This window comes from Methylophaga thalassica (genome assembly GCF_030159795.1).
Classification (GTDB): domain Bacteria; phylum Pseudomonadota; class Gammaproteobacteria; order Nitrosococcales; family Methylophagaceae; genus Methylophaga; species Methylophaga thalassica.
Genome location: NZ_BSND01000013.1, coordinates 1 through 26,238, shown reverse-complemented (window position 1 = coordinate 26,238; position 26,238 = coordinate 1). Strand labels below are relative to the sequence as shown.

General features: G+C 44.0%; 27 protein-coding genes. 22 read left to right on the top strand and 5 right to left on the bottom strand.

Annotated elements, in window-relative coordinates:
- Both QQL60_RS12930 and QQL60_RS12925 read right to left on the bottom strand, forming a co-directional pair.
- Entirely contained in the window at window positions 1-339 is a 339-nt protein-coding gene (locus QQL60_RS12930) for a P-II family nitrogen regulator (protein ID WP_007144177.1), read from the bottom strand.
- A gap of 62 nt (window positions 340-401) precedes the next feature.
- A complete protein-coding gene (locus tag QQL60_RS12925; protein WP_284723553.1) occupies window positions 402-1,142 on the bottom strand; it encodes a TorF family putative porin in 741 nt (246 codons plus the stop codon).
- A 297-nt stretch (window positions 1,143-1,439) separates the two neighbouring features.
- Here QQL60_RS12925 and lgt point away from each other — a divergent pair, with 297 nt between their 5' ends.
- On the top strand, window positions 1,440-2,222 hold the full coding sequence (gene lgt, locus QQL60_RS12920; protein WP_284723552.1) for a prolipoprotein diacylglyceryl transferase: 783 nt from the start codon (window positions 1,440-1,442) through the stop codon (window positions 2,220-2,222).
- On the opposite strand, the gene QQL60_RS12915 is transcribed toward lgt, so the two are convergent.
- Window positions 2,209-2,562, bottom strand: a complete 354-nt coding sequence (locus QQL60_RS12915) for a diacylglycerol kinase (protein WP_007144174.1) — start codon at window positions 2,560-2,562, stop codon at window positions 2,209-2,211. The two genes, lgt and QQL60_RS12915, sit on opposite strands and share 14 nt — an antisense overlap.
- 102 nt (window positions 2,563-2,664) lie before the next feature.
- Between QQL60_RS12915 and mnmG the strand changes: the two genes are divergently transcribed.
- The 17 genes from mnmG to QQL60_RS12830 all read left to right on the top strand — a co-directional run bounded on the left by mnmG (window position 2,665) and on the right by QQL60_RS12830 (window position 19,252).
- Window positions 2,665-4,548 (top strand): tRNA uridine-5-carboxymethylaminomethyl(34) synthesis enzyme MnmG, encoded by a 1,884-nt coding sequence (gene mnmG / locus QQL60_RS12910; RefSeq protein ID WP_007144173.1) that lies wholly within the window; start codon window positions 2,665-2,667, stop codon window positions 4,546-4,548.
- A complete protein-coding gene (gene rsmG / locus QQL60_RS12905; RefSeq protein WP_284723551.1) occupies window positions 4,548-5,177 on the top strand; it encodes a 16S rRNA (guanine(527)-N(7))-methyltransferase RsmG in 630 nt (209 codons plus the stop codon). The genes mnmG and rsmG overlap by 1 nt, the downstream gene beginning before the upstream one ends.
- Window positions 5,178-5,185: 8 nt before the next feature.
- Window positions 5,186-5,962, top strand: a complete 777-nt coding sequence (locus tag QQL60_RS12900) for a ParA family protein (RefSeq protein WP_007144171.1) — start codon at window positions 5,186-5,188, stop codon at window positions 5,960-5,962.
- A gap of 15 nt (window positions 5,963-5,977) precedes the next feature.
- A complete protein-coding gene (locus tag QQL60_RS12895; RefSeq protein ID WP_007144170.1) occupies window positions 5,978-6,838 on the top strand; it encodes a ParB/RepB/Spo0J family partition protein in 861 nt (286 codons plus the stop codon).
- A gap of 294 nt (window positions 6,839-7,132) precedes the next feature.
- The gene (locus QQL60_RS12890) at window positions 7,133-8,992 is read left to right on the top strand and encodes a methyl-accepting chemotaxis protein (RefSeq protein WP_284723550.1); all 1,860 of its coding nucleotides are present in this window, start codon (window positions 7,133-7,135) and stop codon (window positions 8,990-8,992) included.
- Window positions 8,993-9,201: 209 nt separating this feature from the next.
- On the top strand, window positions 9,202-9,576 hold the full coding sequence (locus QQL60_RS12885; protein ID WP_007144168.1) for an ATP synthase subunit I: 375 nt from the start codon (window positions 9,202-9,204) through the stop codon (window positions 9,574-9,576).
- Window positions 9,577-9,583: 7 nt separating this feature from the next.
- Window positions 9,584-10,486 carry a F0F1 ATP synthase subunit A gene (gene atpB, locus QQL60_RS12880; protein WP_007144167.1) on the top strand — a complete coding sequence of 301 codons (903 nt, stop codon included), beginning with the start codon at window positions 9,584-9,586 and terminating at the stop codon, window positions 10,484-10,486.
- 57 nt (window positions 10,487-10,543) lie between these two features.
- Window positions 10,544-10,777, top strand: coding sequence for a F0F1 ATP synthase subunit C (atpE, locus tag QQL60_RS12875; RefSeq protein ID WP_007144166.1), 234 nt, complete (start codon window positions 10,544-10,546; stop codon window positions 10,775-10,777).
- Window positions 10,778-10,818: 41 nt separating this feature from the next.
- Window positions 10,819-11,289 carry a F0F1 ATP synthase subunit B gene (locus tag QQL60_RS12870; protein ID WP_007144165.1) on the top strand — a complete coding sequence of 157 codons (471 nt, stop codon included), beginning with the start codon at window positions 10,819-10,821 and terminating at the stop codon, window positions 11,287-11,289.
- A 12-nt stretch (window positions 11,290-11,301) separates the two neighbouring features.
- Complete coding sequence (locus QQL60_RS12865; RefSeq protein ID WP_007144164.1) at window positions 11,302-11,835, top strand: F0F1 ATP synthase subunit delta; 534 nt, start codon at window positions 11,302-11,304, stop codon at window positions 11,833-11,835.
- Between the two features lie 26 nt (window positions 11,836-11,861).
- Window positions 11,862-13,403 (top strand): F0F1 ATP synthase subunit alpha, encoded by a 1,542-nt coding sequence (atpA, locus tag QQL60_RS12860; RefSeq protein WP_007144163.1) that lies wholly within the window; start codon window positions 11,862-11,864, stop codon window positions 13,401-13,403.
- Window positions 13,404-13,417: 14 nt separating this feature from the next.
- Window positions 13,418-14,284, top strand: coding sequence for a F0F1 ATP synthase subunit gamma (gene atpG, locus QQL60_RS12855; RefSeq protein ID WP_007144162.1), 867 nt, complete (start codon window positions 13,418-13,420; stop codon window positions 14,282-14,284).
- A gap of 30 nt (window positions 14,285-14,314) precedes the next feature.
- A complete protein-coding gene (gene atpD / locus QQL60_RS12850) occupies window positions 14,315-15,691 on the top strand; it encodes a F0F1 ATP synthase subunit beta (protein WP_007144161.1) in 1,377 nt (458 codons plus the stop codon).
- 17 nt (window positions 15,692-15,708) lie between these two features.
- Window positions 15,709-16,137: a F0F1 ATP synthase subunit epsilon gene (locus tag QQL60_RS12845; RefSeq protein WP_284723549.1), complete on the top strand. Its 429-nt coding sequence runs from the start codon at window positions 15,709-15,711 to the stop codon at window positions 16,135-16,137.
- 101 nt (window positions 16,138-16,238) lie between these two features.
- Complete coding sequence (gene glmU, locus QQL60_RS12840; RefSeq protein ID WP_284723548.1) at window positions 16,239-17,603, top strand: bifunctional UDP-N-acetylglucosamine diphosphorylase/glucosamine-1-phosphate N-acetyltransferase GlmU; 1,365 nt, start codon at window positions 16,239-16,241, stop codon at window positions 17,601-17,603.
- Window positions 17,604-17,746: 143 nt separating this feature from the next.
- Window positions 17,747-18,484 carry an SEL1-like repeat protein gene (locus tag QQL60_RS12835; RefSeq protein ID WP_284723547.1) on the top strand — a complete coding sequence of 246 codons (738 nt, stop codon included), beginning with the start codon at window positions 17,747-17,749 and terminating at the stop codon, window positions 18,482-18,484.
- Window positions 18,485-18,655: 171 nt separating this feature from the next.
- The gene (locus tag QQL60_RS12830; RefSeq protein ID WP_284723546.1) at window positions 18,656-19,252 is read left to right on the top strand and encodes an endonuclease domain-containing protein; all 597 of its coding nucleotides are present in this window, start codon (window positions 18,656-18,658) and stop codon (window positions 19,250-19,252) included.
- Window positions 19,253-19,695: 443 nt separating this feature from the next.
- On the opposite strand, the gene QQL60_RS12825 is transcribed toward QQL60_RS12830, so the two are convergent.
- Window positions 19,696-20,067, bottom strand: a complete 372-nt coding sequence (locus QQL60_RS12825) for a DUF1820 family protein (protein WP_284723545.1) — start codon at window positions 20,065-20,067, stop codon at window positions 19,696-19,698.
- 296 nt (window positions 20,068-20,363) lie between these two features.
- Here QQL60_RS12825 and QQL60_RS12820 point away from each other — a divergent pair, with 296 nt between their 5' ends.
- Window positions 20,364-21,869, top strand: a complete 1,506-nt coding sequence (locus tag QQL60_RS12820; RefSeq protein ID WP_284723544.1) for a B12-binding domain-containing radical SAM protein — start codon at window positions 20,364-20,366, stop codon at window positions 21,867-21,869.
- A 144-nt stretch (window positions 21,870-22,013) separates the two neighbouring features.
- Here the strand turns inward: QQL60_RS12820 and bfr are convergent, their stop codons facing one another.
- On the bottom strand, window positions 22,014-22,493 hold the full coding sequence (gene bfr / locus QQL60_RS12815; RefSeq protein WP_284723543.1) for a bacterioferritin: 480 nt from the start codon (window positions 22,491-22,493) through the stop codon (window positions 22,014-22,016).
- A gap of 169 nt (window positions 22,494-22,662) precedes the next feature.
- Between bfr and QQL60_RS12810 the strand changes: the two genes are divergently transcribed.
- The 3 genes from QQL60_RS12810 (at window position 22,663) to QQL60_RS12800 (ending at window position 26,096) form a co-directional block, all read left to right on the top strand.
- Entirely contained in the window at window positions 22,663-24,000 is a 1,338-nt protein-coding gene (locus QQL60_RS12810; RefSeq protein WP_284723542.1) for a ferredoxin reductase family protein, read from the top strand.
- Window positions 24,001-24,083: 83 nt separating this feature from the next.
- Complete coding sequence (corA, locus tag QQL60_RS12805; protein ID WP_284723541.1) at window positions 24,084-25,037, top strand: magnesium/cobalt transporter CorA; 954 nt, start codon at window positions 24,084-24,086, stop codon at window positions 25,035-25,037.
- Window positions 25,038-25,178: 141 nt separating this feature from the next.
- On the top strand, window positions 25,179-26,096 hold the full coding sequence (locus tag QQL60_RS12800) for a sensor domain-containing diguanylate cyclase (protein ID WP_284723540.1): 918 nt from the start codon (window positions 25,179-25,181) through the stop codon (window positions 26,094-26,096).
- Window positions 26,097-26,238 lie beyond the last annotated feature (142 nt).

Genomic DNA, 26,238 nt, shown 5'->3' with positions numbered 1-26,238 from the left:
TTACAGTGCATCAGGACCGGTTTCGCCTGTGCGAATACGGACCACTTGCTCTAATGGATAAACAAAGATTTTACCGTCACCAATTTTGCCAGTGTTGGCGCCTTTGATAATGGCTTCAATCACTTGTTCGACGATATCGTCATCGACGGCGATTTCCAATTTCAACTTAGGTAAGAAATCAACGACATACTCAGCACCACGATAAAGTTCGGTGTGGCCTTTTTGACGTCCAAAACCTTTTACCTCTGAAACGGTTAATCCTTGTACACCGATTTCTGAGAGAGACTCTCTGACATCATCAAGCTTGAAGGGCTTAATAATTGCTACAACTTGTTTCATAAGCGTATTTCCTTCTGTAGAAAATCTACCCCCTCAACATCGAGGGGGTAGCTGTGAGAAGTTTAGAATGATGCGCTAACGCTAGCTACGAAGCGATCGTCAGATGTTCCATCACCTAATTCAAAGTCTTCACCATCGCTGTTTGTACCAACATAAGCTACAGACCAGTCAAGACCAATAAATGATTTTGATAATCCGATTGTGTAGTCCATGTAGCTGTCAGATAAAGTGCTGTCATAATCATTACGATCAGAGTCAGTGTAACCAATTGCAGCATTTAAGCCGAAGCCGTATGGAAGTTCATAATCAAACGCAAGGTTGTAGTAGATTTCATCAGCATCTTTACCATCACCACCTTGAATATTGTTTGTGTAACCAATCATTGCAGTGAAGTAGCTGTATGAAAGAGAACCTAAGTATTCTGTGTAATCAAGTTCGTCATTACTGTTTTGACCAGGATAAGTGTAACGACGAACTGATACATCGTAGCCAATACCAGTGTCACCAAACTCATTAGCGAAACCAGCATAAAGGTCAATTTCAATATTGCTATCAGCACTGTCACTGATATTTGATGCCCAAGTACCAGCATACAGACCTGATGAGTGTGCGTAATCAAAACTACCTTGGATAGCTGGATCTTCGTCTGTTAATGAAATACCACGGAAAATGTAGTCTGTTGTTAATGTAACGCTAGCACTGGTTGAGTGCTGACCGTCTTCACTTTCCCAAGCCATTGCTGATGATGCAGCAAATAATGATGTCGCTGCTAGTGTAAGAGCCGAAATTGTACGTAATTTCATTATGGTGTTACTCCTCGGTTTTAAAATGTTTATTAGTCTTTTTTGAATCCATGCGTTGGTCTTTTGCAACACTTTGTATTCAGACTACAACAACAAGAGCAGAATATGTGCCAACTTTACAAATTTTATATAAAACAGAGATATAGATGGTCAATGGATAGCATTAACCGGATGATTGTGATCAATTTGGTGCGATAAATTTGACGCTTTGTCCAAAATGGTGCAGATAAGATTTTATCTTTCGCGTTATATGCACTGAATTGGTATGATTGCAGTACTTTACATAGAGTGACACAGATGACGTATCCCCAAATTGATCCTATCGCCTTAAGCATTGGCCCTCTGCACATTCATTGGTATGGGTTGATGTATCTATTTGGTTTTTTGTTTGTGTGGTTGCTAGGTCTTTACCGTGTAAATAAAACAGACTGGACCCGACAACAATTAGAAGACTTACTTTTTTATGGTGCGGTCGGTGTCATTATTGGTGGTCGTTTAGGCTATGCCATTTTTTATGACTTGCAGACTAACCTGGAAAACCCACTGAACCTATTCAAAATCTGGCAGGGCGGTATGTCGTTCCATGGTGGTTTACTGGGTGTGCTGACAGCCTTTTGGTGGTTTGGTAGAAAAACCGGGAAATCTTTTTTCGAGATCAGTGATTTTATTGCACCGATGGTACCGATCGGTTTGATGTTCGGTCGCATTGGTAACTTTATTAATGGTGAATTATGGGGAAAAGTCAGTGATGTACCCTGGGCCATGGTATTCCCTGGTGCAGGGCCATTACCAAGACATCCTTCACAGCTTTATGAAGCGGCATTAGAAGGTGTCTTGTTGTTTATCCTTTTATGGTGGTTCTCTTCTAAACCGAGACCGAAAGCGGCGGTTTCTGGTTTGTTCTTGCTGGGATATGGATTTTTCCGCTTTATCATCGAGTTTGTTCGTATTCCTGATGCTCAGTATGGCTATTTAGCGTTTGACTGGTTAACGATGGGCCAAATTCTCTGTTTACCGATGATTGTGTTTGGCATCTTATTAATGGTGGCATCTTATAGAATGGGTGCTAAAGCAAAATAGTCAGCCAGGTAGCAGTAGCAATCAAGATGGTCATTAACACAGCAAAAGAACCATAGTCTTTAGCTCGGCCAGATAATTTGTGTTTATCTGTACTGACACGATCAACAACAGTTTCAATGGCCGAGTTCAATACTTCAACGATCATCACTAAAACAACACTGGAAATCATCAGTAACCGTTCGACCGCTGTGACATCAAGATAAAAGCTGATAGCGGTTAAAAAAACAAACGCAAAAAACTCCTGACGAAAGGCCTCTTCGTGTTTCAAGGCTGAGATGAGACCTTGCCATGAGTAGACCAGAGCGAAGAGTAAGCGCTTAATGCCACGGTTTTTTTCCATAATGTCCTCAGTGGTTTGTAAGATAAACGTTTGAATTATAGGCAAACATTATTAACAGCATGTTAAAATTACCCTCTTTATTTTTTAGATTGTTGGTGTGATATGAGTTTCCAGGATCATTACGAGGTCATCGTTGTTGGCGGTGGTCATGCCGGGACTGAAGCGGCTTTAGCGTCTGCACGTCAAGGTGTGAAGACACTACTATTGACGCAAAACATCGAGACACTGGGGCAAATGAGTTGTAATCCAGCAATCGGTGGCATTGGTAAAGGTCATCTGGTCAAAGAAATTGATGCCATGGGCGGGATTATGGCAAAAGCCGCTGACAGAGCGGGTATTCAATTTCGTACATTGAACTCCAGCAAGGGGCCAGCAGTAAGAGCGACACGTGCTCAGGCTGATCGTATTCGTTATAAAGCGGCAGTGCGGGCTTACCTGGAAAATCAACCCAACCTATATATATTCCAACAACCAGTCGATGATCTTGTTGTGGAAAATGATCGAGTTGTTGGTGTCGTGACACAAGCGGGTTTACGCTTCTCTGCTAAAGCCGTTGTGTTAACCGTGGGGACTTTCCTTGGCGGTTTAATTCATATTGGCTTACAACATCATCAGGGTGGTCGCGCTGGAGATCCTGCTTCCATTGCTTTATCCCAACGCCTGCGTGCTTTACCTTTTAGAGTTGATCGCTTAAAAACAGGCACACCTCCACGTATTGATATCAACAGTATTAATTTCTCAGAACTGACCGAACAGCCGGGCGATACACCGACCCCTGTTTTTTCTTTCTTAGGTAAAACTGAGCATCATCCTCGCCAAATCTCGTGCTTTATTACACACACCAATGAGCGAACTCATGATGTGATCAGAAATAATCTGGACCGCTCCCCGATGTATAGCGGTGAAATTGAAGGTATTGGTCCACGTTACTGTCCTTCAATTGAAGATAAAGTCGTTCGTTTTGCTGATCGTCAGTCCCATCAGATTTTCCTGGAGCCAGAAGGTCTGGAATGTGGTGAAGTCTATCCGAATGGCATATCAACAAGCCTGCCGTTTGATGTGCAATATGAAATTGTCCGTTCCATGAAAGGTTTGGAAAATGCGCACATTACCAGACCAGGTTATGCGATTGAGTATGACTTTTTTGATCCACGTGATCTGCATCCCTGGTTAGAAACCAAACACATGGCTGGATTATTTTTTGCTGGTCAGATTAACGGTACAACGGGTTATGAAGAAGCCGGAGCACAAGGTCTGATTGCTGGTCTTAATGCGGGTTTACAAGCGCGTGGTGAAGAACAGTGGTATCCGCGTCGTGATGAAGCCTATATGGGCGTACTTATTGATGATTTAATTACCTCCGGCACCCGCGAGCCATATCGCATGTTCACCAGCCGCGCTGAATATCGTTTAATGCTTCGCGAAGACAATGCGGATATTCGCCTGACACCAATTGCCCGTCAACTTGGGTTGGTAGATGACGAGCGCTGGGCGGTATTCAATGAGAAGCAGGATGCTGTCGCCAAAGAAAATGCCCGTCTGGACAGTTACAAGTTTGTACCGGAAAAAGTGGATCAAGAAAGAGCTGAACAAGTCTTAGGTGAGAAACTGAATAAAGTTGCTTCAGCAAAAGAATTACTGCGACGCCCGAAAGTTGATTATGCAGGACTGCTTGATTTGATGGGTGAAGAGCAAGATATTGCTGATGATGTGGCTGAGCAGGTGGTGATTCAGGCTAAATATTCGGGTTACATTGATCGTCAGCAAAATGAGATCGAACGTTTGCAACGCCATGAGAACACAGAATTGCCACTGGATATGGACTATAAAAACGTTCGTGGTTTGTCTAATGAAGTTCGTGAGAAACTAGAACAGGCAAGGCCAGGAAATTTAGGTCAGGCTGCACGAATTTCAGGTGTGACGCCCGCCGCCGTCTCACTATTATTAGTGCATTTAAAGCGTAGCGGAATGAGCGAAGCGAGTTAATGCTTGAGCAAAGTCTATTAAACCAGTTAAAGCGTGGATGTGAGTTACTTGGGCTAACGTTAGCCGACGAACAATGCCAGAAACTTGTCGCTTACGTGATGTTGTTACATAAATGGAACAAGGTATACAACCTGACATCCATTCGCGAGCCTGAGCAAATGATGGCCCGTCATATTATCGATAGTCTCTCAGTATTGCCCTATATCACATCAATATCATTATTAGATGTAGGTACCGGTGGAGGCTTACCTGGTGTGCCCGTTGCTATCTGCCAACCGCAAACGCGGGTCACCTTACTTGATAGTAACTCAAAAAAAACGCGTTTTTTACAACAAGTCAAAGCAGAACTTGCCTTAGATAATGTCACGGTTGTGCATGGGCGTGTAGAACAGGTATCTTTACCTAAATTTGCTATTATCACGGCTCGGGCATTTGCCAGTATTGATGACATCATTCAGCTTGCCGGTTCTCATTGTGAGGAGGGTGGCAAATTAGTGCTGATGAAAGGCACTTACCCAGAAGAAGAATTAGCATTTGAATCTACAGACTTTCATTTGCACGATGTCATATCTTTAAACGTGCCTGAGTGTGATGGTGAAAGACATTTAGTAAGACTTATCAAGGATTAAGACTAAGTATGGGCGATATCTTTGCGGTGACCAACCAGAAAGGGGGGGTGGGTAAAACGACCACAACAGTTAATCTGGCAGCGTCACTGGCCGATTATGGTAAAAAAGTCTTGCTCATTGATCTTGACCCGCAGGGAAATGCGACAACAGGATGCGGGCTGGATAAAAATCAGATAGAAAACAGCAGTTATGAAGTGATCATGGCTGAGGCGCGGGCAGTTGATGCCATTATTCGACCCGATGAGATTGGCTTTGATGTCATGCCAACCAATGCTGATTTAACGGCGGCTGAGGTCGAGTTACTGGAGATTAAGCTGCGAGAGCATCGTTTACGTCTTGCGCTTGAGTCAACACGTGATAAGTATGATTACATTCTGATTGACTGTCCGCCCTCATTGAGTATGCTTACCGTCAATGCGTTGGTTGCAGCACAGGGTGTTTTGATTCCGATTCAATGCGAATATTATGCACTTGAAGGTTTATCGTCATTACTGAAAACGATTGAACGGGTAAAACAGCGAGCCAACCCCAATCTGGAAGTCACCGGATTATTAAGAACCATGTTTGATGCTCGGAATAATCTTGCCAATGAGGTTTCTCGGCAATTGATTAGCCATTTTGACGCAAAGGTTTTTCACTCGATTATTCCAAGAAACGTCAGGTTAGCTGAAGCGCCGAGTTATGGATTACCTGTATTGAATTATGACCGGGCCTCTAGAGGGTCGATTGCTTACATGGCGCTAGCCAGTGAATTTATGCGACGACAAAAGCAAAGTGCTAAATGACAAGGTTGATAGAGAATGAGTAAAAAAAGAGGTTTGGGACGAGGGCTAGATGCCTTGCTTGCGGATGTTCATCAGGAAGAAAACGCAAATCTAGATGATAGTTTGCAACATTTTCCTCTTGATATGATTCAGCCGGGCAAATATCAGCCACGTATTGATATGTCTCAAGAGTCTCTGGAAGAACTGGCCGACTCTATCCGTGCCCAAGGACTGGTTCAGCCAATTGTTGTTCGCCCTATCGGTGAAGGTAAATATGAAATAGTGGCTGGTGAACGCCGTTGGCGAGCATCCAGAATGGCGGGGCTTGTGGAAGTACCGGTATTAATTCGTGACGTTTCTGACAGAAGTGCCATTGCCATGGCCTTGATTGAAAATATTCAGCGTGAAAACCTCAACCCGATGGAAGAAGCTAATGCCTTATTCCGTTTACGTGAAGAGTTTGAAATGACCCATCAGCAGGCGGCTGAAGCGGTTGGTAAGTCTCGTGCTACGGTGACTAATTTATTGCGATTACGTAATCTTAATGATGATGTTAAACGTATGCTGGAAAATGGCGATATTGAGATGGGCCATGCCCGAGCCTTGCTAGGGCTTGAAGGTACTGTTCAATCAGAAGCGGCTAAGCAAATTGTGGAAAAGGTACTGTCTGTCAGAGAAACAGAACAGCTGATCAGACGCATTCTAAAGCCTTCACCAGAGAAAAAAGCTGAGCCAGCTGTCGTGCAAGCGGATATCGAAGAGCTAGAAAAGCGAATTGTCAATAAGTTAGGCAAAGGAATTAGCATAAAACATCGAGCTAATGGTAAAGGTAAGCTTGTCTTTGATTATGCCAACATTGATGAGTTAAAAAATCTGATGAAGCAGATTGGGGCATAATGGATTTGTTTTCAGAATTTACAGAATAAATGCACAAAAATGAAACTTTGCATTCCTGTGGTGCGTTAACCACGGTTGACGAGCAATAAGTCTTGTTAAATACAACTTCATCCTCAAAAAAAGATTCATATATAAATCCATTGAATCGTAGAGGCTTAAATGTGAGTGTGCGCTTACTTTTTATGGTTTAACTGATCGTTATTAGCTATTTTCAAAGTTTAGAAAATATAACCAGAGATTGGACTGGCTATTGCATAAACCAAATATATGCCTATGTATTTGGAATTTTAGCCAATGAGTTTATTAAGAAGAATTCTTAGCAATCCTGTTTCTAAACAGTCACTGGATGATACACAAGTGATGGAAGTCCCTGTTGAAGAGGTGGCTTTTAGTGAAGATGAAAAACGGTTCTACCGAGCTTTGCAGTTAGTCAGCTCCCAAACATCCCAATTATCACGCCAGATTTTTCGTGCTTTGGAAGTACAAGACAACTTTTTATCTGAAATCAGTCAGCGAACAAGCAAGCTCGATGCTGAACTGAATATGGCAAATGATTATCTAAACAGCTCAAATTCAACGGTAGGTGCTTTACAGTCACAAATTGATGTTGAAGTAAAAGAGGTAAACACCTCGGTTAGTGAAGCGATGGAGCAGATCAGTCAGACGCTTGCCGAAAAATCTCATAATGTTACTGACGTGTTAGACGGTATTTTAGAAATCGGAAAAGGCGTTAATTTGCTAGCCTTAAACGCAGCGATTGAAGCTGCCAGGGCGGGAGAACATGGCAGGGGGTTTGCGGTTGTGGCCGATGAAGTAAGACGACTTGCTTCTGTGACCATGGAACAGGCTCAGCAAGCAGCTAAACAGCTTGATTTCACAGTGGTCAACGATGAATTACAAAATATCAGCCAGACCAATAAGCAACGGCTCGACAATTTCGTCGAGGTCATACAAGCTGCTACGGCACAATTAACGCAGCTATTCCAATCGATCAGTGATCAACTCCGACTTGTCATGAATAACACGGCCGTCATTTTTGAAACGCTGGATTTAAGCTCGGGTTCCATGGAGCGTATAAAGGGTAAAAACCGCATCATTAATGATGTTGTGGAAGAGATGAGTTCTGGTTTGGATGAGATCGATATTCAGAATGCCAATATCGACAAAGCGATAGGGGCTTTTGATAATACCTTAAAAAAATTGTATCTGGTGCCTGATGCCGCCCACGATCAGCTGGATGATATTTTGAACCGTGGAAAATTACGCGTTGCTGTTGAACCCAATTTTGTTGGTTTATCTTTTCGCGAGAAATTAGGCGGACCACTTGAGGGCTTGGATATAGATTATGCTAAAGCATTTGCTAGTTATCTCGGGGTAGAGTGCGAATTTATCGAAGCACCGTGGGACATGTGCACCGAATTACTCACAGCAGGTAAGAAGTTTGGTGAACCGCCGGCAGATATTGTTATTAGTGCATTGCCGCCATCAGCCGAGTACGACAATGTGGCTTATTCAGAAGCCTATACTTATCTTCACTGGGTGTTAGCAAGAAGAAAAGGGGATAAGCGAATCAATGGTGTTAATGACTTAGACGGTAAAGTATTAGGCATCATTAATGACCCGGCGGCATTCGATTTATTAGAGCATAGAGGAGTGCGTTGGAGCAGTAATGAAAATAAACCTAATGGAAAGGTGATGTTGGAGAATTTAATCGCTTATTCCGATCAGTCCAGAATACATCACTGTCTTGCTGATGGTGTTGTAGATGCGTTTGGCGTCGATCTGCCAATTTATCACTGGGCCAGTAAAAACCCGGCCAGTCCCTGGTACAACAAGATTGAAATTATTCCTGGCAATATTGCGGAACAGCCTTATTACTATACGATGGCAGTTAATGCCTGGGCATCAAGCTATCGTTTACTGGCAAAAGCCAATGAGTTTATTACTTGGTTCAAAACACAAAGTGAGCGTACAGCCATTGAAAAAAGATGGCAGGGTGAGCCCGTGGCTGGGAATATCAGTTATCGTGATGAAGCTGGCAATCTGATGGGTGAAGAAGAACTGAAAAAACTTTATCTGGCACATTGTGAGAAATTTAAACTGTCCCCGAAAGGACTGGCTTTACCAACGAGACTAACACAGGAAGTTGCCTAGAGAATGGATCAATCTGAGTACAGATTAAGATATAGCTAGGATAGCCGATGTTCTAAATTGAGAACTTAGTTCCAATAGTCAGGATTCTGTATCCTGACATGAGTAGTGAATATCGTATTGAAGTCGATAATTGTCGTTGACCCGGCTAAGTATACGTCTATATAATGCCATGATTTGCTTAACGCAAAGACTAAATCCAAGTGGAAAAAATGGAACAGTTAACTAGATTGCAACCACTCAAACGTGTTGTGTGGTGGCAGGTTGCCATGTGGGCACTAGTTGTACTTTTCGCCTCTTGGTCAAGTGGTTTTGAGAGCGCAATTGCGGCTGGTTTTGGCAGCATCATTGCAATCATCAATACGCTCTTGATGATTTGGCATATCCTGCGAGCAGTGGAGACTGCAAGAGCAGATGCCGAGAGAAATTTAAGTAGAGCATACAGATGTGTAGCTGAACGCTGGCTGAATACGATTGTAATGTTTACCACTGGCATTATTTTGTTAGAGATGAATATTGTAGCGTTGATGCTTGGCTTTACAGCGACACAGATGATGTTGTTTATGGGACATACTAACCGGGCTTGAAACCGACATGGCTAGTGAAACAATTACTACATCAGAATACATCAAGCATCACCTTCAAAATCTGACGTTTGGTCAGAAACAAGTACAAATTGAGCCTGGCGTTTGGGCTCCGAACGGCGACTGGGGTTTTGCTACCTCAGCAGAAGAAGCCGCTAAAATGGGATTCTGGGCAATTAACGTCGATACGATGTTTATGTCTCTCCTATTAGGCGCTCTGATGATGTGGTTCTTCCGCAGCGCTGCTAAAAAAGCTTCTGCTGGTATCCCTACCGGCATGCAAAACTTTGCTGAAATGATTATCGACTTCATCGATGACACTGTGAGAGGGTCTTTCTCCGGTGGTAAAAATAACCTTGTTGCTCCCCTTGCACTGACCATCTTCGTCTGGATATTCCTGATGAACTTAATGGACTTACTGCCTGTTGATTTGATTCCAATGGCGGTGGCTCAAGGTGCTGCAGCAATGTTTGGTGCGGATCCGCATCATGTGTTCTTCAAAATCGTACCTTCAACTGATCCAAATGCCACATTAGGCATGGCGTTGTTAGTGTTTGCCTTAATGCTGTTCTACAGCTTTAAGATTAAGGGTACAGGTGGTTTCCTGGGTGAATTAGCCTTCCAGCCTTTTGGTAAATGGGCGTTGCCAATTAACTTGATTCTGGAAACCGTTACATTATTGTCAAAACCATTCTCGTTAGGTTTACGACTGTTCGGCAATATGTATGCCGGTGAAATGGTATTCATCCTGATTGCGACTATGTATAGCGCAGGTATTGTGATGGGATCTTTTGCTGGTCTGTTACAGATCGGCTGGGCGATTTTCCATATTCTGATTATCACGTTACAGGCATTTATCTTTATGGTGCTGACAACGGTTTATCTGGATATGGCACATCAAGAACATCATTGATGTTTGTTGGGTTTTTAACTTTTTGTTTTTAGTCTTTACTTTTTGTAGGAGAAAAAAATGGATATGGGTTTAGTTTATATTGCTGGTGCTTTAATGATCGGCTTGGGCGCACTGGGTGCGGCTATTGGTGTTGGTTTATTAGGTGGTCGTTTCTTAGAAGCTGCTGCTCGCCAACCTGAATTAGTTCCAATGTTACGTACACAGTTCTTCCTGGTTGCTGGTCTGGTTGACGCGGTACCTATGATTGCTGTTGGTTTGGCTATGTACGTTCTGTTCGCAGTGGCTGGTTAAGATTTATAACTTCCCATTAGCGATAAATTAGAGGTACAGGCATGAATATCAATGCAACCATCATAGGCCAGATGATCGCTTTTGCGATCTTCATTGCCTTCTGCATGAAGTATGTATGGCCACCTATCATGCAAGCGCTTGAAGAGCGTAAAAAGAAAATTGCTGACGGTCTGGCAGCTGCAGAGCGTGGTAGACATGAGCAAGAGTTGGCTGAAAAACGTGCACAGCAAGTGATCCACGAAGCGAAAGAGCAAGCGAATGAAATCGTTGCTCAAGCAACTAAACGTGGTAATCAAATTGTGGACGAGTCAAAAGACAATGCCCGTGTTGAAGGTGAGCGAATCCTGACAGCGGCGAAAGCTGAGATTGAACAGGAAGCAAACCGTGCTCGTGACGAGTTGAAGTCACAAGTTGGCAGTATTGCGCTGGCAGGTGCCAGTAAAATTGTCGGCCGTGAAATTGATGAAAAGGCACACACCGATTTGCTTGACGAATTGGTTAGCCAAATCTAGAGGAATGTTAGGATGGCAGAAGCAATAACCATCGCTCGTCCCTATGCCAACGCGGTATTTTCTATCGCGCAGGAAAAAGGCGAGTTGAAGGCGTGGTCTGACCTGCTTGCGGTTTTAGCACAATGTGTTTTAGAACCAGAAATGCAATCCATTATCACTAGCCCTGCAGTAAGTGACGAGCAGGCTGTTGATTTGTTGGCAGAGATTGCTGGCGATGCAATGACAGCCGATGCACGCAACTTTCTGTTGTTGTTGGCAGAAAATAACCGTCTGTTATTACTGACAGATATTACCGTTCTCTTCGAAGCATTACGTGAAGAAGCTGAAAAATTAATGACTGCTGATGTAATTTCGGCACGTCCTTTGACGGAAGAGCAGGCCGCTAAAATTTCTGCCGCTCTGAAAGCACGTCTGGGCCGTGACATTACATTAAACACGACCATTGATGAAAGCTTACTGGGTGGTGCAATTATTCGAGCAGGCGATATGGTAATCGACGGTTCTGCCGTGGGTAAACTGAACAGACTGGCCAACGCTATTACATAAGCGGCCCGTTTATAGAGGAAACAGAGATGCAACTGAATTCAGCAGAAATCAGTGACCTGATCAAAAAGCGTATCGAAAGCTTTGAAGGGGCCACTGAAGCGCGTACAGAAGGTACCGTAGTCGGTGTTACCGACGGTATCGTTCGTATTCATGGCTTAGCAGATGTGATGTCAGGGGAAATGCTTGAATTCCCAGGTAACACGTTTGGTATGGCCCTTAACCTTGAGCGTGACTCAGTAGGTGCCGTTATTCTGGGTGCTTACCAACACATTTCAGAAGGCGACAAAGTTAAATGTACTGGTCGTATTCTTGAAGTACCAACAGGCGAAGCACTGTTAGGTCGTGTTGTTGACTCACTAGGTAAACCAATTGATGGTAAAGGTGATATCAACGCAGAAAGCTCTTCTCCAATTGAGAAAGTAGCGCCTGGCGTTATCGCTCGTCAATCGGTTGATCAACCCATCCAAACTGGTTTGAAATCAGTTGACTCTATGATTCCAGTCGGCCGTGGCCAACGTGAGCTGATTATCGGTGACCGTCAAACTGGTAAAACAGCGATTGCTATCGACACCATCATCAACCAAAAAGGTACAGGCGTTAAATGTATCTACGTGGCTGTTGGTCAAAAAGCGTCTTCTATTGCTAACGTTGTGCGTAAATTAGAAGAACACGGTGCCTTAGATCACACGATCATCGTTGCTGCTTCTGCATCAGACTCTGCTGCGCTGCAATTTATTGCACCTTATGCTGGTTGCTCGATGGGTGAGTACTTCCGTGATAAAGGTGAAGATGCTCTGATTATTTATGATGACTTAACTAAACAAGCATGGGCATACCGTCAGGTATCTCTGTTGTTACGTCGTCCACCTGGTCGTGAAGCTTATCCTGGTGACGTTTTCTACCTTCACTCACGCCTGTTAGAACGTGCTGCTCGTGTTAACGCGGACTACGTTGAAAAAGAAACTAACGGTGCTGTTAAAGGTAAAACAGGTTCATTAACTGCATTGCCTATCATCGAAACACAAGCGGGTGACGTATCTGCGTTCGTACCAACTAACGTTATTTCGATCACTGACGGTCAGATCTTCCTTGAAACTGACTTGTTCAACTCAGGTATCCGTCCTGCGATTAACGCGGGTCTGTCGGTATCTCGTGTTGGTGGTGCAGCTCAGACTAAAATCATCAAGAAGTTGGGTGGCGGTATCCGTCTTGACTTAGCTCAGTATCGTGAATTGGCAGCGTTTGCTCAGTTCGCATCTGATCTTGATGAAGCAACACGTTCACAAATCAACCGTGGTCAACGTGTTACGGAACTGATGAAACAGAAACAATATCAACCTCTGTCAGTGGCTGAAATGGCGGTATCGCTGTTCGCAGCTAACGAAGGTTTCCTGGATGACGTTGAAGTGAATAAAGTTGGCGATTTCGAAGCTGCTTTATTAGCTAATATGCATTCAAACCAAGCTGACTTGATGGCAACTATTAACGAAACCGGTAACTTTAATGACGATATTGCAGCGCAAATGAAAACTGCAATTGAGAGCTTTAAAAAAACTGGTAGCTGGTAATCGGAGCATAAGTCATGGCTAGCGGTAAAGAGATACGGACTCAAATTGGCAGCATCAAAAATACGCAGAAAATTACTTCTGCGATGGAGATGGTTGCTGCGAGTAAAATGCGTAAGGCTCAAGATCGCATGGCAGCGACACGTCCCTATGCAGACAAAATTTACAACGTTATTCAGCATTTAGCGTTTGCACATCCAGAGTACAAACATCCGTACTTACAGGACCGTGCAGAAACGAAGCGTGTTGGATATATTGTGGTTTCGTCTGATCGCGGACTATGTGGCGGTCTGAATAACAACCTGTTTAAATCCGTTTTGAAAGATATCAAAGCGAAGTTGGATGCAGGTATGGAAGTTGATGTCTGTGCTATTGGCCAGAAAGCATCGACTTTCTTTAAAAGACTGCCCGTCAACCTTGTCAGTCAGAAAGTGCAATTAGGTGATGCGCCACAAGCGCATGAGCTGATTGGTACTGTTAAGGTAATGCTGGATGCTTATAACGAAGGCCAGATCGACAGCCTGTATTTTGTATACAATGAGTTCGTGAACACCATGACTCAGGACAACAAAATTGTACGGTTGTTACCGGCCAAGCCTGAGAAGCCGAGCGAAGAGCTTTCCCATCACTGGGATTACATTTACGAACCTGATGCAAAAGATGTACTTGACGACCTGCTCGTTCGTTACATCGAATCATTAGTTTACCAAGGTGTTGTCGAGAATATTGCCTGTGAGCAAGCCTCTCGAATGATCGCAATGAAAAATGCGAGCGACAATGCAGGTGATCTTATTGATGACTTGCAATTGGTTTACAACAAAGCTCGACAAGCTGCGATTACGCAAGAGATCTCCGAGATTGTTGCAGGTGCCGCTGCGGTATAACTGATATAGAAGATATTAAGAGGAAGCGAGATGAGCTCTGGAAAGATTGTTCAAATTATCGGCGCGGTCGTCGACGTGGAATTCCCACGTGACAGCCTGCCTAAAGTATATGACGCCCTCCTGGTTGAAGAAGCTGGCTTAACGCTGGAAGTTCAACAACAACTAGGTGACGGTGTTGTTCGCGCAATTGCCATGGGTACAACAGATGGTCTGAAGCGTGATTTAGCAGTTTCCAACACAGGTAAAGCGATTAGCGTACCGGTTGGTAAAAAAACACTAGGTCGTATCATGGACGTCTTAGGTAACCCTATTGACGAAAAAGGCGACATCGGTGAAGAAGAGCGTTGGGGTATCCATCGTAAAGCACCGTCATTTGACGAATTAGCAGCCAGTAATGAATTGCTGGAAACAGGTATCAAAGTTATCGACCTGGTTTGCCCATTCGCTAAAGGTGGTAAAGTTGGTCTGTTCGGTGGTGCCGGTGTAGGTAAAACCGTTAACATGATGGAACTGATTCGTAACATCGCGATCGAGCACAGCGGTTACTCAGTATTCGCGGGTGTAGGTGAACGTACTCGTGAAGGTAACGACTTCTATCATGAAATGACAGATTCAAACGTTATCGACAAAGTATCACTGGTTTACGGTCAGATGAATGAGCCACCTGGTAACCGTCTGCGCGTTGCCTTGACTGGTCTGACTATGGCGGAATTTTTCCGTGATGAAGGCCGTGACGTACTGTTCTTCGTTGATAACATCTACCGTTATACATTGGCCGGTACTGAAGTATCAGCGTTGTTAGGTCGTATGCCTTCTGCGGTAGGTTACCAACCAACACTGGCTGAAGAAATGGGTGTTCTGCAAGAACGTATTACGTCAACTAAGACAGGTTCTATCACTTCTATCCAAGCGGTATACGTACCTGCGGATGACTTGACTGACCCATCACCAGCAACGACCTTCGCTCACTTAGACGCGACTGTTGTATTGTCACGTTCAATTGCTGAATTAGGTATCTACCCAGCAATCGATCCGTTAGATTCAACTTCACGTCAGCTAGATCCATTAGTGGTGGGTAACGAACACTATAACGTGGCTCGTGGCGTTCAAGGTACATTGCAACGTTATAAAGAACTGAAAGACATCATCGCGATTCTGGGTATGGACGAACTGTCAGAAGAAGATAAATTGACAGTAGCACGTGCTCGTAAGATTCAGCGTTTCTTGTCACAACCGTTCTTCGTAGCAGAAGTCTTTACTGGTGCACCTGGTAAATACGTCTCTCTGAAAGACACGATTGCTGGCTTCCAAGGCATTCTGAATGGCGACTACGATTCACTACCAGAACAAGCGTTCTACATGGTAGGTAGCATCGAAGAAGCTGTCGAGAAAGCTAAGAAGTACTAATCCCCTGGGAGGTAAACATGGCTATGACTATCCATGTTGATATCGTAAGCGCAGAGAAACAGATCTTTTCAGGTCTGGCACAAGCTGTCTTTGCATCAGCTGTGTTGGGTGAAGTGGGTATTTACCCACGTCACACACCTATGCTGACTCGCCTTAAACCAGGTGAAGTTCGTGTCTTAAAAGACAACGGCGAAGAAGAGCAGTACTACGTCTCTGGCGGCATGCTGGAAGTTCAACCACACGTTGTGACTGTGTTGGCTGACTCGGCATTACGTGCTGCTGACGTTGATGAAGCGGCTGCATTACAAGCGAAAGCGGATGCAGAAAAAGCGATCAACGATGGCACAGCGAAACGCGACTTTGCTGAAGCTCAGAAAGAACTGGCTGAAGCAATGGCGCAACTGCGTGCAATCGAGCGACTGAGATCGAACAGTAAAGGACGTTAGTCTTTCACTGCAAAAAATAAAAAAGGCTGTCTTCGTGACGGCCTTTTTTTTATCTATTGTCTGCTAAACTTAACCCCATTATCACAAATACGGAACACTCTATGAGCCTGAGCATTATCATCCTCGCTGCCGGTAAAGGCACTCGCATGAAATCGGCTAAACCGAAAGTCATGCACACACTCGCTAACAAACCTTTACTCCAACATGTGATTGATACCGCCAAACAACTCAATCCCAGCCAACTTGCTGTGGTCTGTGGCAGTGGTGCAGATGACGTCGTGCCCTACCTACAGCAACAAGGTATTGATACCGCTATGCAGCTAGAACAAAAGGGGACAGGCCATGCTGTTGAGCAGGCCAAAGCCTTTTATCAGGAGAGTGATCAAGTCCTGGTGTTATATGGTGATGTACCACTCATTGAAAAAGACACCCTTGAAGCATTGATTCATGAAGGTGGTGCCAGCACAGTTAAAGTGCTCACCACTGTACTGGATGACCCCACAGGTTATGGCCGGATCGTCCGTGATGCCACCGGCCGTATGCTGATGATTACCGAAGAAAAAGACGCCAGCAATGAAACCCGAGAAATCAATGAAGTGAATACCGGCATTATGTGTATTCCAGCTAAATGGTTAAATACGGCCCTATCTCAGCTCGATAATAATAATGCCCAAGGTGAATACTACCTGACTGATCTGATTGCCAAAGCAGTGGAAGAGGGCATGGAAATCGACTCCATCACTTGTGAAGACGAACAAGAAGTCGCGGGCGTGAACAACCGCGTACAGTTAGCTGAACTAGAAAGTTACTACCAGCAGAAGAAAGCGACTGAATTAATGATGGCTGGCGTCACCATGCGTGATCCCGCTCGTGTTGATATTCGGGGTGAGCTAACAGTCGGACAAGACATCACAGTTGATGTGAATGTGATCTTTGAAGGCAATAATACGTTGGCAAATAATGTCACCATTGGTGCCAACTGCATCATCATCAACAGCACAATCCATGAAGGCGCTGAAATCCTGCCTAATAGTATTATCGAAAATGCAGAAGTAGGCGCTAACTGTTCGGTAGGTCCTTATGCCCGTTTACGTCCAGGTAGCAATTTAGCGGCTAAAGCCAAAGTCGGTAACTTTGTTGAAGTGAAAAATGCCAATATCGGCTTAGGTTCTAAAATCAATCATTTAAGTTATATCGGTGATACTGATATGGGTGCTGATGTAAATATTGGTGCCGGTACCATTACCTGTAACTACGATGGTGCGAATAAACACCGTACTGTGATTGGGGATCGGGTGTTTGTGGGGTCGGATACACAGTTGGTTGCTCCAGTGACGGTTGAGGATGGGGCGACTATTGGGGCTGGGTCTACGATTCGGAAGACGGCGCCTGCTGGTGAGTTAACACTGACTGTGTCTAAGCAGAAGACGGTTGAGGGGTGGAAGCGGCCGGTAAAAAAGAAATAGTTTGTTCGTACATTTCTTCGAATGCTCCCAAAGAAATCCAAAGGAAAGAGTGTTGGTAAGTCCAACCTTTAGAGCTAGCACTGAGTTTATCGCAACTAGCGAATGATGCAGAATTGATTAATGATTGAGTCGAGTGAGGGAACATGACTGAGTTTCAGAATCCATTTTACAGAAGCGAGTCTACGGCTGTTGAGGCAGAGTATAGCGATGGCGTTACAGCCCTACAGATAGGTAATTACAATGCGGCTAGTATGCATTTTGCCAATGCCGCACGGGGTGGGCATGTTTCTGCATTGTTCAACTTATCCCTTCTCTGGGGAGGCGGACAAGTGACACCCTATGATTTTGATTTAGCAGCAGACTGTTGGTACAAAGCTGCGGAGGCAGGTCATCCGAGTGCTAAAAATTTGCTTTGGCAGCTAGAGGCTGCTGATCGGGGAGGGTTCGGCACAGATAACCTAGCCAAATTTACTCAAGAAGCAAATGCCGGGAATAGGTTAATACCATCAATAATGATCTGTGCAGCTCGCTTTTTTGATGTGATTTGTCGTAAATATGGAGCTACAGTTGATCTTATTGCCTATGAATTAGACGCCGCAAGTATGAGCGACCTTGAGTTCGTCCATTCGTTTATCAATCGTACGGGGATTGATGAGCGATTTTATGAGGGTGGGGCAAGTCGCCTGAAATCGGGTTCTGCAGCTGCTCAAGTCGCGGATGGTTTGAACAAGTTACATACCGCTATGAGACACTCAGGCGTAAGCGAAGAGCTAACTATAATGGCCCGGTGTTCTATTGTAGGCTACATCATAGAAAAGTCACCATATGGAAACCAAGCACAACCGTTACGAGGGGTAGATACTTTCTTCGACATCAAGTAGGAAACTATGAGAAAAGTATCCTAACGGGGAGCAACTAGCTCCATATTTATCAAAACGGCTTAAAAAAAGATTTAAGGCGCATAAATTGATTAAGTTTTCCAGAACCATATGTTTGTGTAGGACTAGTGACAACCTATCTTTCATGTTTACTGAGCTGGTTGGAGTGTACTCTTGACATATTTTCAACGGATCGCGCTCGCAGTGGTTTGTATTCTTCTAGGGTTTCTCTTCCTCCCCCTCTTTTTCGTCGGGGGCTTAATCGTTTGGAGTGTCTACCGTGACATTATTGAAGAGCCCGCAAGGCGAGCTGAGCAGGCGGAGATAGATGCCCGTATCAATGCGCCGGTGAGTGTCGAGAATATCCGGGGCCAATGTGAGTCTCCAGCAGAGATGGCCTTTCTCGAAGCAATGGTTTCAGCCTATAAACTGCAAACTGGGCCAGGTGCCATTCAGGGGCGGGGATTACGCTTGCGAAACCAGGTATCAGTGGGGCGGTTAAATATCTATTCAGGTCATGCTTCTTCCCAGTATCGAGCAGATTTCCTGATTGATGATAAGCTTGTCGTTGAGATTGACGGCGCAACATATCACTCTTCTCCAGAAGCTGTTTTACGCGATCTCAAGAGGGATGATGATATGAGGCGGGAGGGCTACTCAATCCTTCGGATACCGGCTCGTGAAGTCTTCCTAGATTCTGCTGCGGCCGTGAAAAAAGTTGAAGATGCTAGGGTCTTACTGCGAAGAACTGGAGACCTAGGAAGCATTTAATTCGCAAAAATATTTGGGCTCAGAGTAAAAATTCTTAGAGCGGCGAGAAATCAAGGGGTCAGCCAACTTGATTTCAATATGATCTATTTTTTTACTTCTCACGCTGCCGCAGGGCGTTCATTTCTTTTGTTTGCCCAAAAGAAACGAACCAAAGAAAAAGGCACCCGATATTGCCTTCATCCAAAAATTAACCTTACTTGATGGCGTGGTCGACAACTCGCTACGCTCAAACACTCGACCACTTAATCCATCAACCAAGCCTAATTTTTGGCGGCAATAGACGGGAATAAAGGGAGCCTTTCAAATCCCCGTTTGTGCTGATGAGGAATGGCACCTATAAAGCTCGGTAGGTTGGGTAGAGGAACGAAACCCAACATATATCAAGATTCAGGAATTGTTGGGTTTCTCAGGTTCAACCGAACCTACTTTTTTAAGCAATTCTATTAATTGCTTGGCGTATAAATCGGGCTGGGGAAGTGGGTGACTTTGCCATCGAATTCGGTGATCTTAGCTAAGCCTTTCTTGGTGACCGAATCAATTCTCAGCACCGCATGCATGGGAATGTAGGTACGAGTCACATCAGCAAATTCGTCTTTAAGTTTTTCGTGGCTGGGGTCTAGCACTACTGATGTGTGGGTGTCCCAGACAAAATCACCTATCTCGATAAAGCCAAACAAACCGCCCTGGCTGAGTTCGCGGGCGTAGAGTTCGTAACGTTGGCCAGCTTGGATGAATTCGACACGGTATAAGAGTTCTTGTTTGCTCATGGCTTCTTGTTTGGCTGTATGACTGTTATTTAGTGGTTTGATTAACACTGCTTATGGCAGATGTGTGAGATTTAAATGGGGTTACTGAGCTGCTTTTCAAGTAGTAGGTGAGCTTGAGAAATATTCCAATCAGTCCACATATATCAGAGGGAATCCATCAGTAAAAAGTGCGTTAGCACTACAAGGTTGCAGAAACTAACTATTTTCATTCAAAACAATCTCTGATTGGTCACTTCAACCATATGAGGAAAAAAATTTGGCTCTATAAAATCCAGTTTAGTGTAAATTAAAGTTAATGTTTGCAGTGCGTTAGTGACTTATGGATGGATTCAAAAGGAGATTGCATGGAGTCGAAAAAAACAGACCAAGCTAAACATCAGGTTTTAATTGTAGATTTGAATAACTTTTCCCGTTATCCAACGCTATCCGTAGGTTACTTGAGTTCGATATTGAAAAATAATGGTGCTCAAGTAGATGTTTTATCGCCATTATTTTTTGGTGTGCATGGTTTTCCAAGAAATGTGAAAGAACCTAGGGGATATCACTACCTCAAGTTTTTGAATCACATAGGTGCGACGAGTGAAAATAGATTCCTTAAATTTCTGTATGACAAAATCAAAAATGTAAGAAAAAAAGATAAGTCGATACTTCAGCGAACAATCGTATCTGCCTTCCAAGAACAGATAAAAAATAAAAAGCCAGATATCGTTTTGATATCAGCGTATACCATGTACTTTGATGTGACATCAGTGATTGCTGGTATATGTGATGACCACAACATACCGCTTATTGTTGGTGGTAACAGTTTTGTCATTCCCGAGATAGCACAGAAATGGTCTGTAATTCGGGGAGTCACGGTGGTGTTTGCTGGAGAGCCCGAGGCAATTCTTAATAGAATGGTCGATGATGTATTGCTAGGAAATGATATCAGCCATTATCAAGGTGTTTATGAAGATGGGGGGCAAGGCAATATAGCGAAACCTTTAGAAAGTCTTGATAGCATCCCTTACCCAACTTTTGATGCTTTTCCCTGGCATTCATACCCAAATAAGATAATCCCTATCATGACCGGTAGAGGATGCGAATGGGGACGATGTTCATTTTGCTCTGATGTCTTAACTAGTGCTGGCAGAAATTATCGTTCTCGCAGCCTCGATAATGTTATCTCAGAGATGAAATATCAAAGAAGTAGGCATCAGGTTGATCTCTTTGTCTTACTCGACCTTAAGTTAAATTCGAATCTTGATGTCTGGAAAGGCCTCGCAGAAAGAATCTCACATGAACTGCCTGATATAAAATGGACGGCATCTGTGCATGTAGATTCCAGAACAGATAATGGTCTGAGCTATGCGGATTTAAAAAAAGCGAGTGAAGCTGGTCTTGTAAGAATAACGACAGGGCTTGAGTCCGGCAGTCAAGAAGTGCTTAACAGCATGCTTAAAGGGACTAAGTTAAAACGAGTGTCTGAATTTATCAAAACTGCACATGCCGTTGGACTGAGTGTACGGCTTACATGCATTATTGGTGAAGGAAATGAACAAGCTGATGATATTAAAAAGACGACAAATTTTTTGCGTGAACATGAATCTTATATTGAGAGAGTTGTTGTAAATAGGTTTGCTTATATTCCGGGTACACCAGCATTTTATTTTCAAAAGGCACCAGAAAAAGCATATAAAAATATAAAGTTAGGCGAATTAGATTTGGAGAGTGGCCTCCTTAAGCATAGTAATTCTAGGTATATGGAGTTAAAGCATCGTATAGCTGTATTTGGCTTGCTTAGAGTCGCAAACACAATTAACAGAAAACCTTTAATTGAGAAAGCGACTGAGTTTGAAGGTGCCTTTTAGTTTTCTGAGTCAACCACCAAGATATCTCCAACTATTCACTAAATAAAGTCGGGATATTGAGTGATATCCTAGGTTGTTAGGGAAATAGGTCTCAGGGGGAAATGGTTGAGCCGGATGCTGCCAAGCCCAACCTGCCGGGAATTATTACGCTTCAGCCAAAGTCATGGCTTGCAGATAATTTTCCAGTCCCATTTTCTCAATCAGACCAAGTTGCTGTTCTAACCAGTGGGTGTGATCCAGCTCGGTATCTTCCAGCTGTTGCTTGAGCATTGTTCGAGTTTCGTAGTCTTTTTCGGCTTCACACAACGCAATGCCATCACGCAGGTTTTTGACGACGGCGTATTCCAAGTCGAGGTCATTTTGCAGCATCTCTTTGACGGTGTGACCCACATGAAGTGGTTCGCGGTGTGTCAGGTCGGGCATGCCTTCCAGAAACAGAATACGTTTGATCATTTGGTCGGCGTGTTCGGTTTCGTCCTGCATTTCGTGAGCGATGCGATTATAGAGGCGAGTCAGTCCCCAGTCTTCATACATGCGTGAGTGAATGAAGTATTGATCCATAGCGGTCAGTTCGCCTGCGAGTAATGTATTGAGAAGTTCAATAACTTTTGGGCTGCCTTTCATATGCTGATCCTATTTTGTATGTGCAAAAAACACGCTGTTTTTGATGTGCGTTTGTTGTCATTGTAATCAAACTAGTCTGACCATGCAGATCTGATTATGACGTTAACGTTGCCTTAACTTTTCTTGGGTTAAATTAGCTGTAAGAATTCCATCACTTCATTAGAGACTCATGAAAAAGATTAAATATGCCTTGCTCACGGTACTGTTATTGCCCACTGCCTTGTGGTTGATGGCAGATAATTTATGGCCCGAACCGTTTACTTACTTTTCGTTTAGGGCTGTATTTGTTCAATACAGTGGTGTCATCGCCATAGCCGTGATGAGTATCGCAATGTTGTTGGCATTGAGACCAAAAATTGTTGAGCCTTTCTTTCATGGTCTGGACAAGATGTACCGTTTGCATAAATGGCTGGGTATCAGTGCGCTGGTGTTTGCGGTATCTCATTGGTGGTTTGCAAAAGGTACAAAATGGATGGTGGGCTGGGGCTGGCTAGTTAAGCCTGAGCGTGGCCCCAGAGGCGCGCAGCCAGAGTTAGGTTTCTGGGAAGGCTTATTTCGTTCACAGCGTGGCTTAGCTGAGACTATTGGTGAGTGGGCGTTTTATGCTGCTGCTTTGTTGATTGTGCTGGCTTTAATTAGACGTTTTCCTTATCGCTTATTTGCTAAAACGCATAACTTATTAGCGATTACTTATCTGCTCTTTGTTTTTCATGCGGTGATATTACTGCGATTCGAGTATTGGTCTCAGCCTGTAGGTTGGTTGATGGCCGTATTACTCCTAGGTGGGACTATCTCTGCGGTCTTAGTATTGATGGGGCGAGTGGGTGCTAAGCGAAAAGTAAGAGGCCATATTACTGAGTTGGAATATCACTCGGATATGCGAGTGATGGAAGTAACAGTAAAAATGGATAAAGGTTGGCCGGGGCATAATGCCGGACAGTTTGCTTTTGCGATGTCAGATAAAAAAGAAGGTGCTCATCCCTACACCATCGCTTCAGCCTGGAATCCGGACACTCGCTTGATTCGTTTTGTGATTAAAGAGCTGGGTGATCATACGGCACGATTAAAGCAACGTTTGTCAGTGAGTATGCCGGTCACGATGGAAGGTCCCTATGGTGAGTTTAACTTTACGGATGATAAGCCAAGACAGATCTGGATTGGTGCGGGAATCGGCGTCACGCCATTTATTGCTCGCATGAAACGTTTAGCGGATGAGACGGATGGTAAAACCATCGACTTTTTTCATCCCACGTCACAGATTAATGATGTCGTCAGACAAAAATTATCCGCTGATGTAGAAGCCTCAAACGTCAGGCTACACTTAATGGTGGATGACAAAGATGGCCACCTTGATGCAGAACGAATTCGTACAGCTGTCCCACACTGGCAAGAGGCCAGTATCTGGTTTTGTGGGCCATCCGCCTTTGGTGAAGACTTACGCAAGGACTTCATTCAGCATGGATTACACCCGGATCAGTTTCATCAGGAGTTATTTAAACTGCGATAGATCGATTAGTCATCGGCATGAAGCATTCGTTACGATACAATGCCAAGCTCACCCGCCAGTCACACTAGCTATGAGGAGTTCGCATGCTTCGCCTGTACAAAATCGCACAAGGTCTAATCAAAGAAATTCCCGTTGAAGGAGAGATTTCTGCTGCGCAATTGCGAGAGGCTGATTGGATTGATGCGCTTGAACCAGATGATGACGAACGGGCGTTACTGGGTACCTTGTTTAGTGATGAAGTGCCTGATGTGGATGATGTCGAAGAAATCGAAGCTTCAGCACGTTGTTTTACCGATCAGGACGGTTTGCATGTGCATTCCTTATTCCTAGGTTATTCAGAAGGTCGACATCACACTGTTTCTGTCGCCTTTATCTTGCAGGAAGATCGGCTGGTGGCGATTCGTGATGGTGAGCTGAGTGATTTCCGTCTGTTACGAATGCGTGCGCGTCGCGGACAAATTAGCTGTAAAACACCACGTGAGTTATTGATTACCCTGATGGAACAGAAAGTCGAAAACCATGCCGATAATCTGGAAGATATTCATCGTGAATTGGAACGGGTCAGTCATTTAGTGTTGGAAGATGAAGCGGCTGATCTGGAAGACTGCATCAGCCAACTGGCCAGACTGGAAGATAGTAATGGGAAAATCCGTCTCTGTCTGATGGATACCCAGCGCGACATTTCCTTCTTGCTCAGAAATTTACGTGAGGCAACTGAGTCTCGTGAAACCTTGTATGAAATTTTACGCGACTTAGAGACGTTGATGTCTCACACCACCTTTCTGTTCGATAAAATCAACTTCCTGATGGACTCGACACAGGGCTTTATCAATATTCAACAAGCTCAGATTATTAAAATCTTCTCTATTGCAGCTGTAGTATTTTTACCGCCAACGCTGGTGGCCAGTATTTATGGCATGAACTTCCATGTGATGCCTGAGTTGGATTGGCACTATGGATATCCCATGGCGATTGGTCTGATGGTTGCTGCGGGTATGGCACCTTACCTGTATTTCAAACGTAAAGGTTGGTTGTAATTCATGCTAATAAAGACGCCCCTAATATCCCAGAGGCGTTGTGCGTTCGTAAAGCTAAGACTACTATCTCATTATCTTGCTGATAGGTAACTGCCATGTGTGTCTCGGTACAACCCTGAGCTAGTATTGAGGGCAATATGAGTGATTGAAAACTCTGATTTTTTTAAAACGGTTCTAGATTCATTGCCTGAGCAAATTGTGGTGCTCGACAGGCAGGGAGAGATTGTATTTTGTAATCAATACTGGAATACATTTGCTGAACAGAATGGCTCAGAAATCACCGACTGGGTAGGGCTGAACTACTTAGACGTTTGTAATACCTCAGGCAGAAATGGCGACAAGATGGGACAAGACGTCAGTAAGGGGATTTATTCTGTTCTTCATGGTGAGGAGCCGACGTTTTATTATGAATATCCTTGCCACAGCCCGACTGAAAAACGCTGGTTTATGTTACGTGTTGTCATGTTCCATTTTCAAAATGCGGACTTCTTACTACTCACACACCACAATATTACAGAGAGAAAACGCTCAGAAGATCTGGCGCGCTCATTATCTCGAACAGATGCGTTAACACAAATAGCCAATCGCCGATATTTCAATACCTTTCTGAAAACAGAGTGGCGTCGTTGTAGACGATCTCAAACACCTTTTACCCTAGCCATGGTGGACATTGACCATTTCAAATTACTTAACGATACCTATGGTCACCAAAAGGGAGATGATGTATTAGTCGAGTTTTCTGCCGTGTTGAGTGATTTTTGCCGAAGACCAGGTGATCTGTGCGCACGTTATGGCGGTGAGGAATTTGCTTTGATATGGACAGATATCGAGCATACGGAAGCGGTAAAATTAGCAGAAGAATTGCTCATACAAATAGAGAGATTACAGATTGTAAATGAACACTCACCTACCAAGCCGATCTTAACTACCAGTATTGGCCTGGTCAGCCTACATCCCCAGGGAATGAATGAGCTAGAAATTTTAGCCAAAGCCGATGAGTTACTTTATGAGGCGAAACAGCAAGGCCGAAATGGATTAGTCGCTCATAAGCTCAATTAAAAAAAGAAAAAAGCAGAGCCCAGGCCCTGCTTTTTTAGGGTAAGCGGATTAAATGGTTGATCTTACCTTTGCATGAGAGTGAGACAGACCGGCATCTCATCGGATTATCTGGTTGATGCTTCACCTACTGCTGGTGCATGTT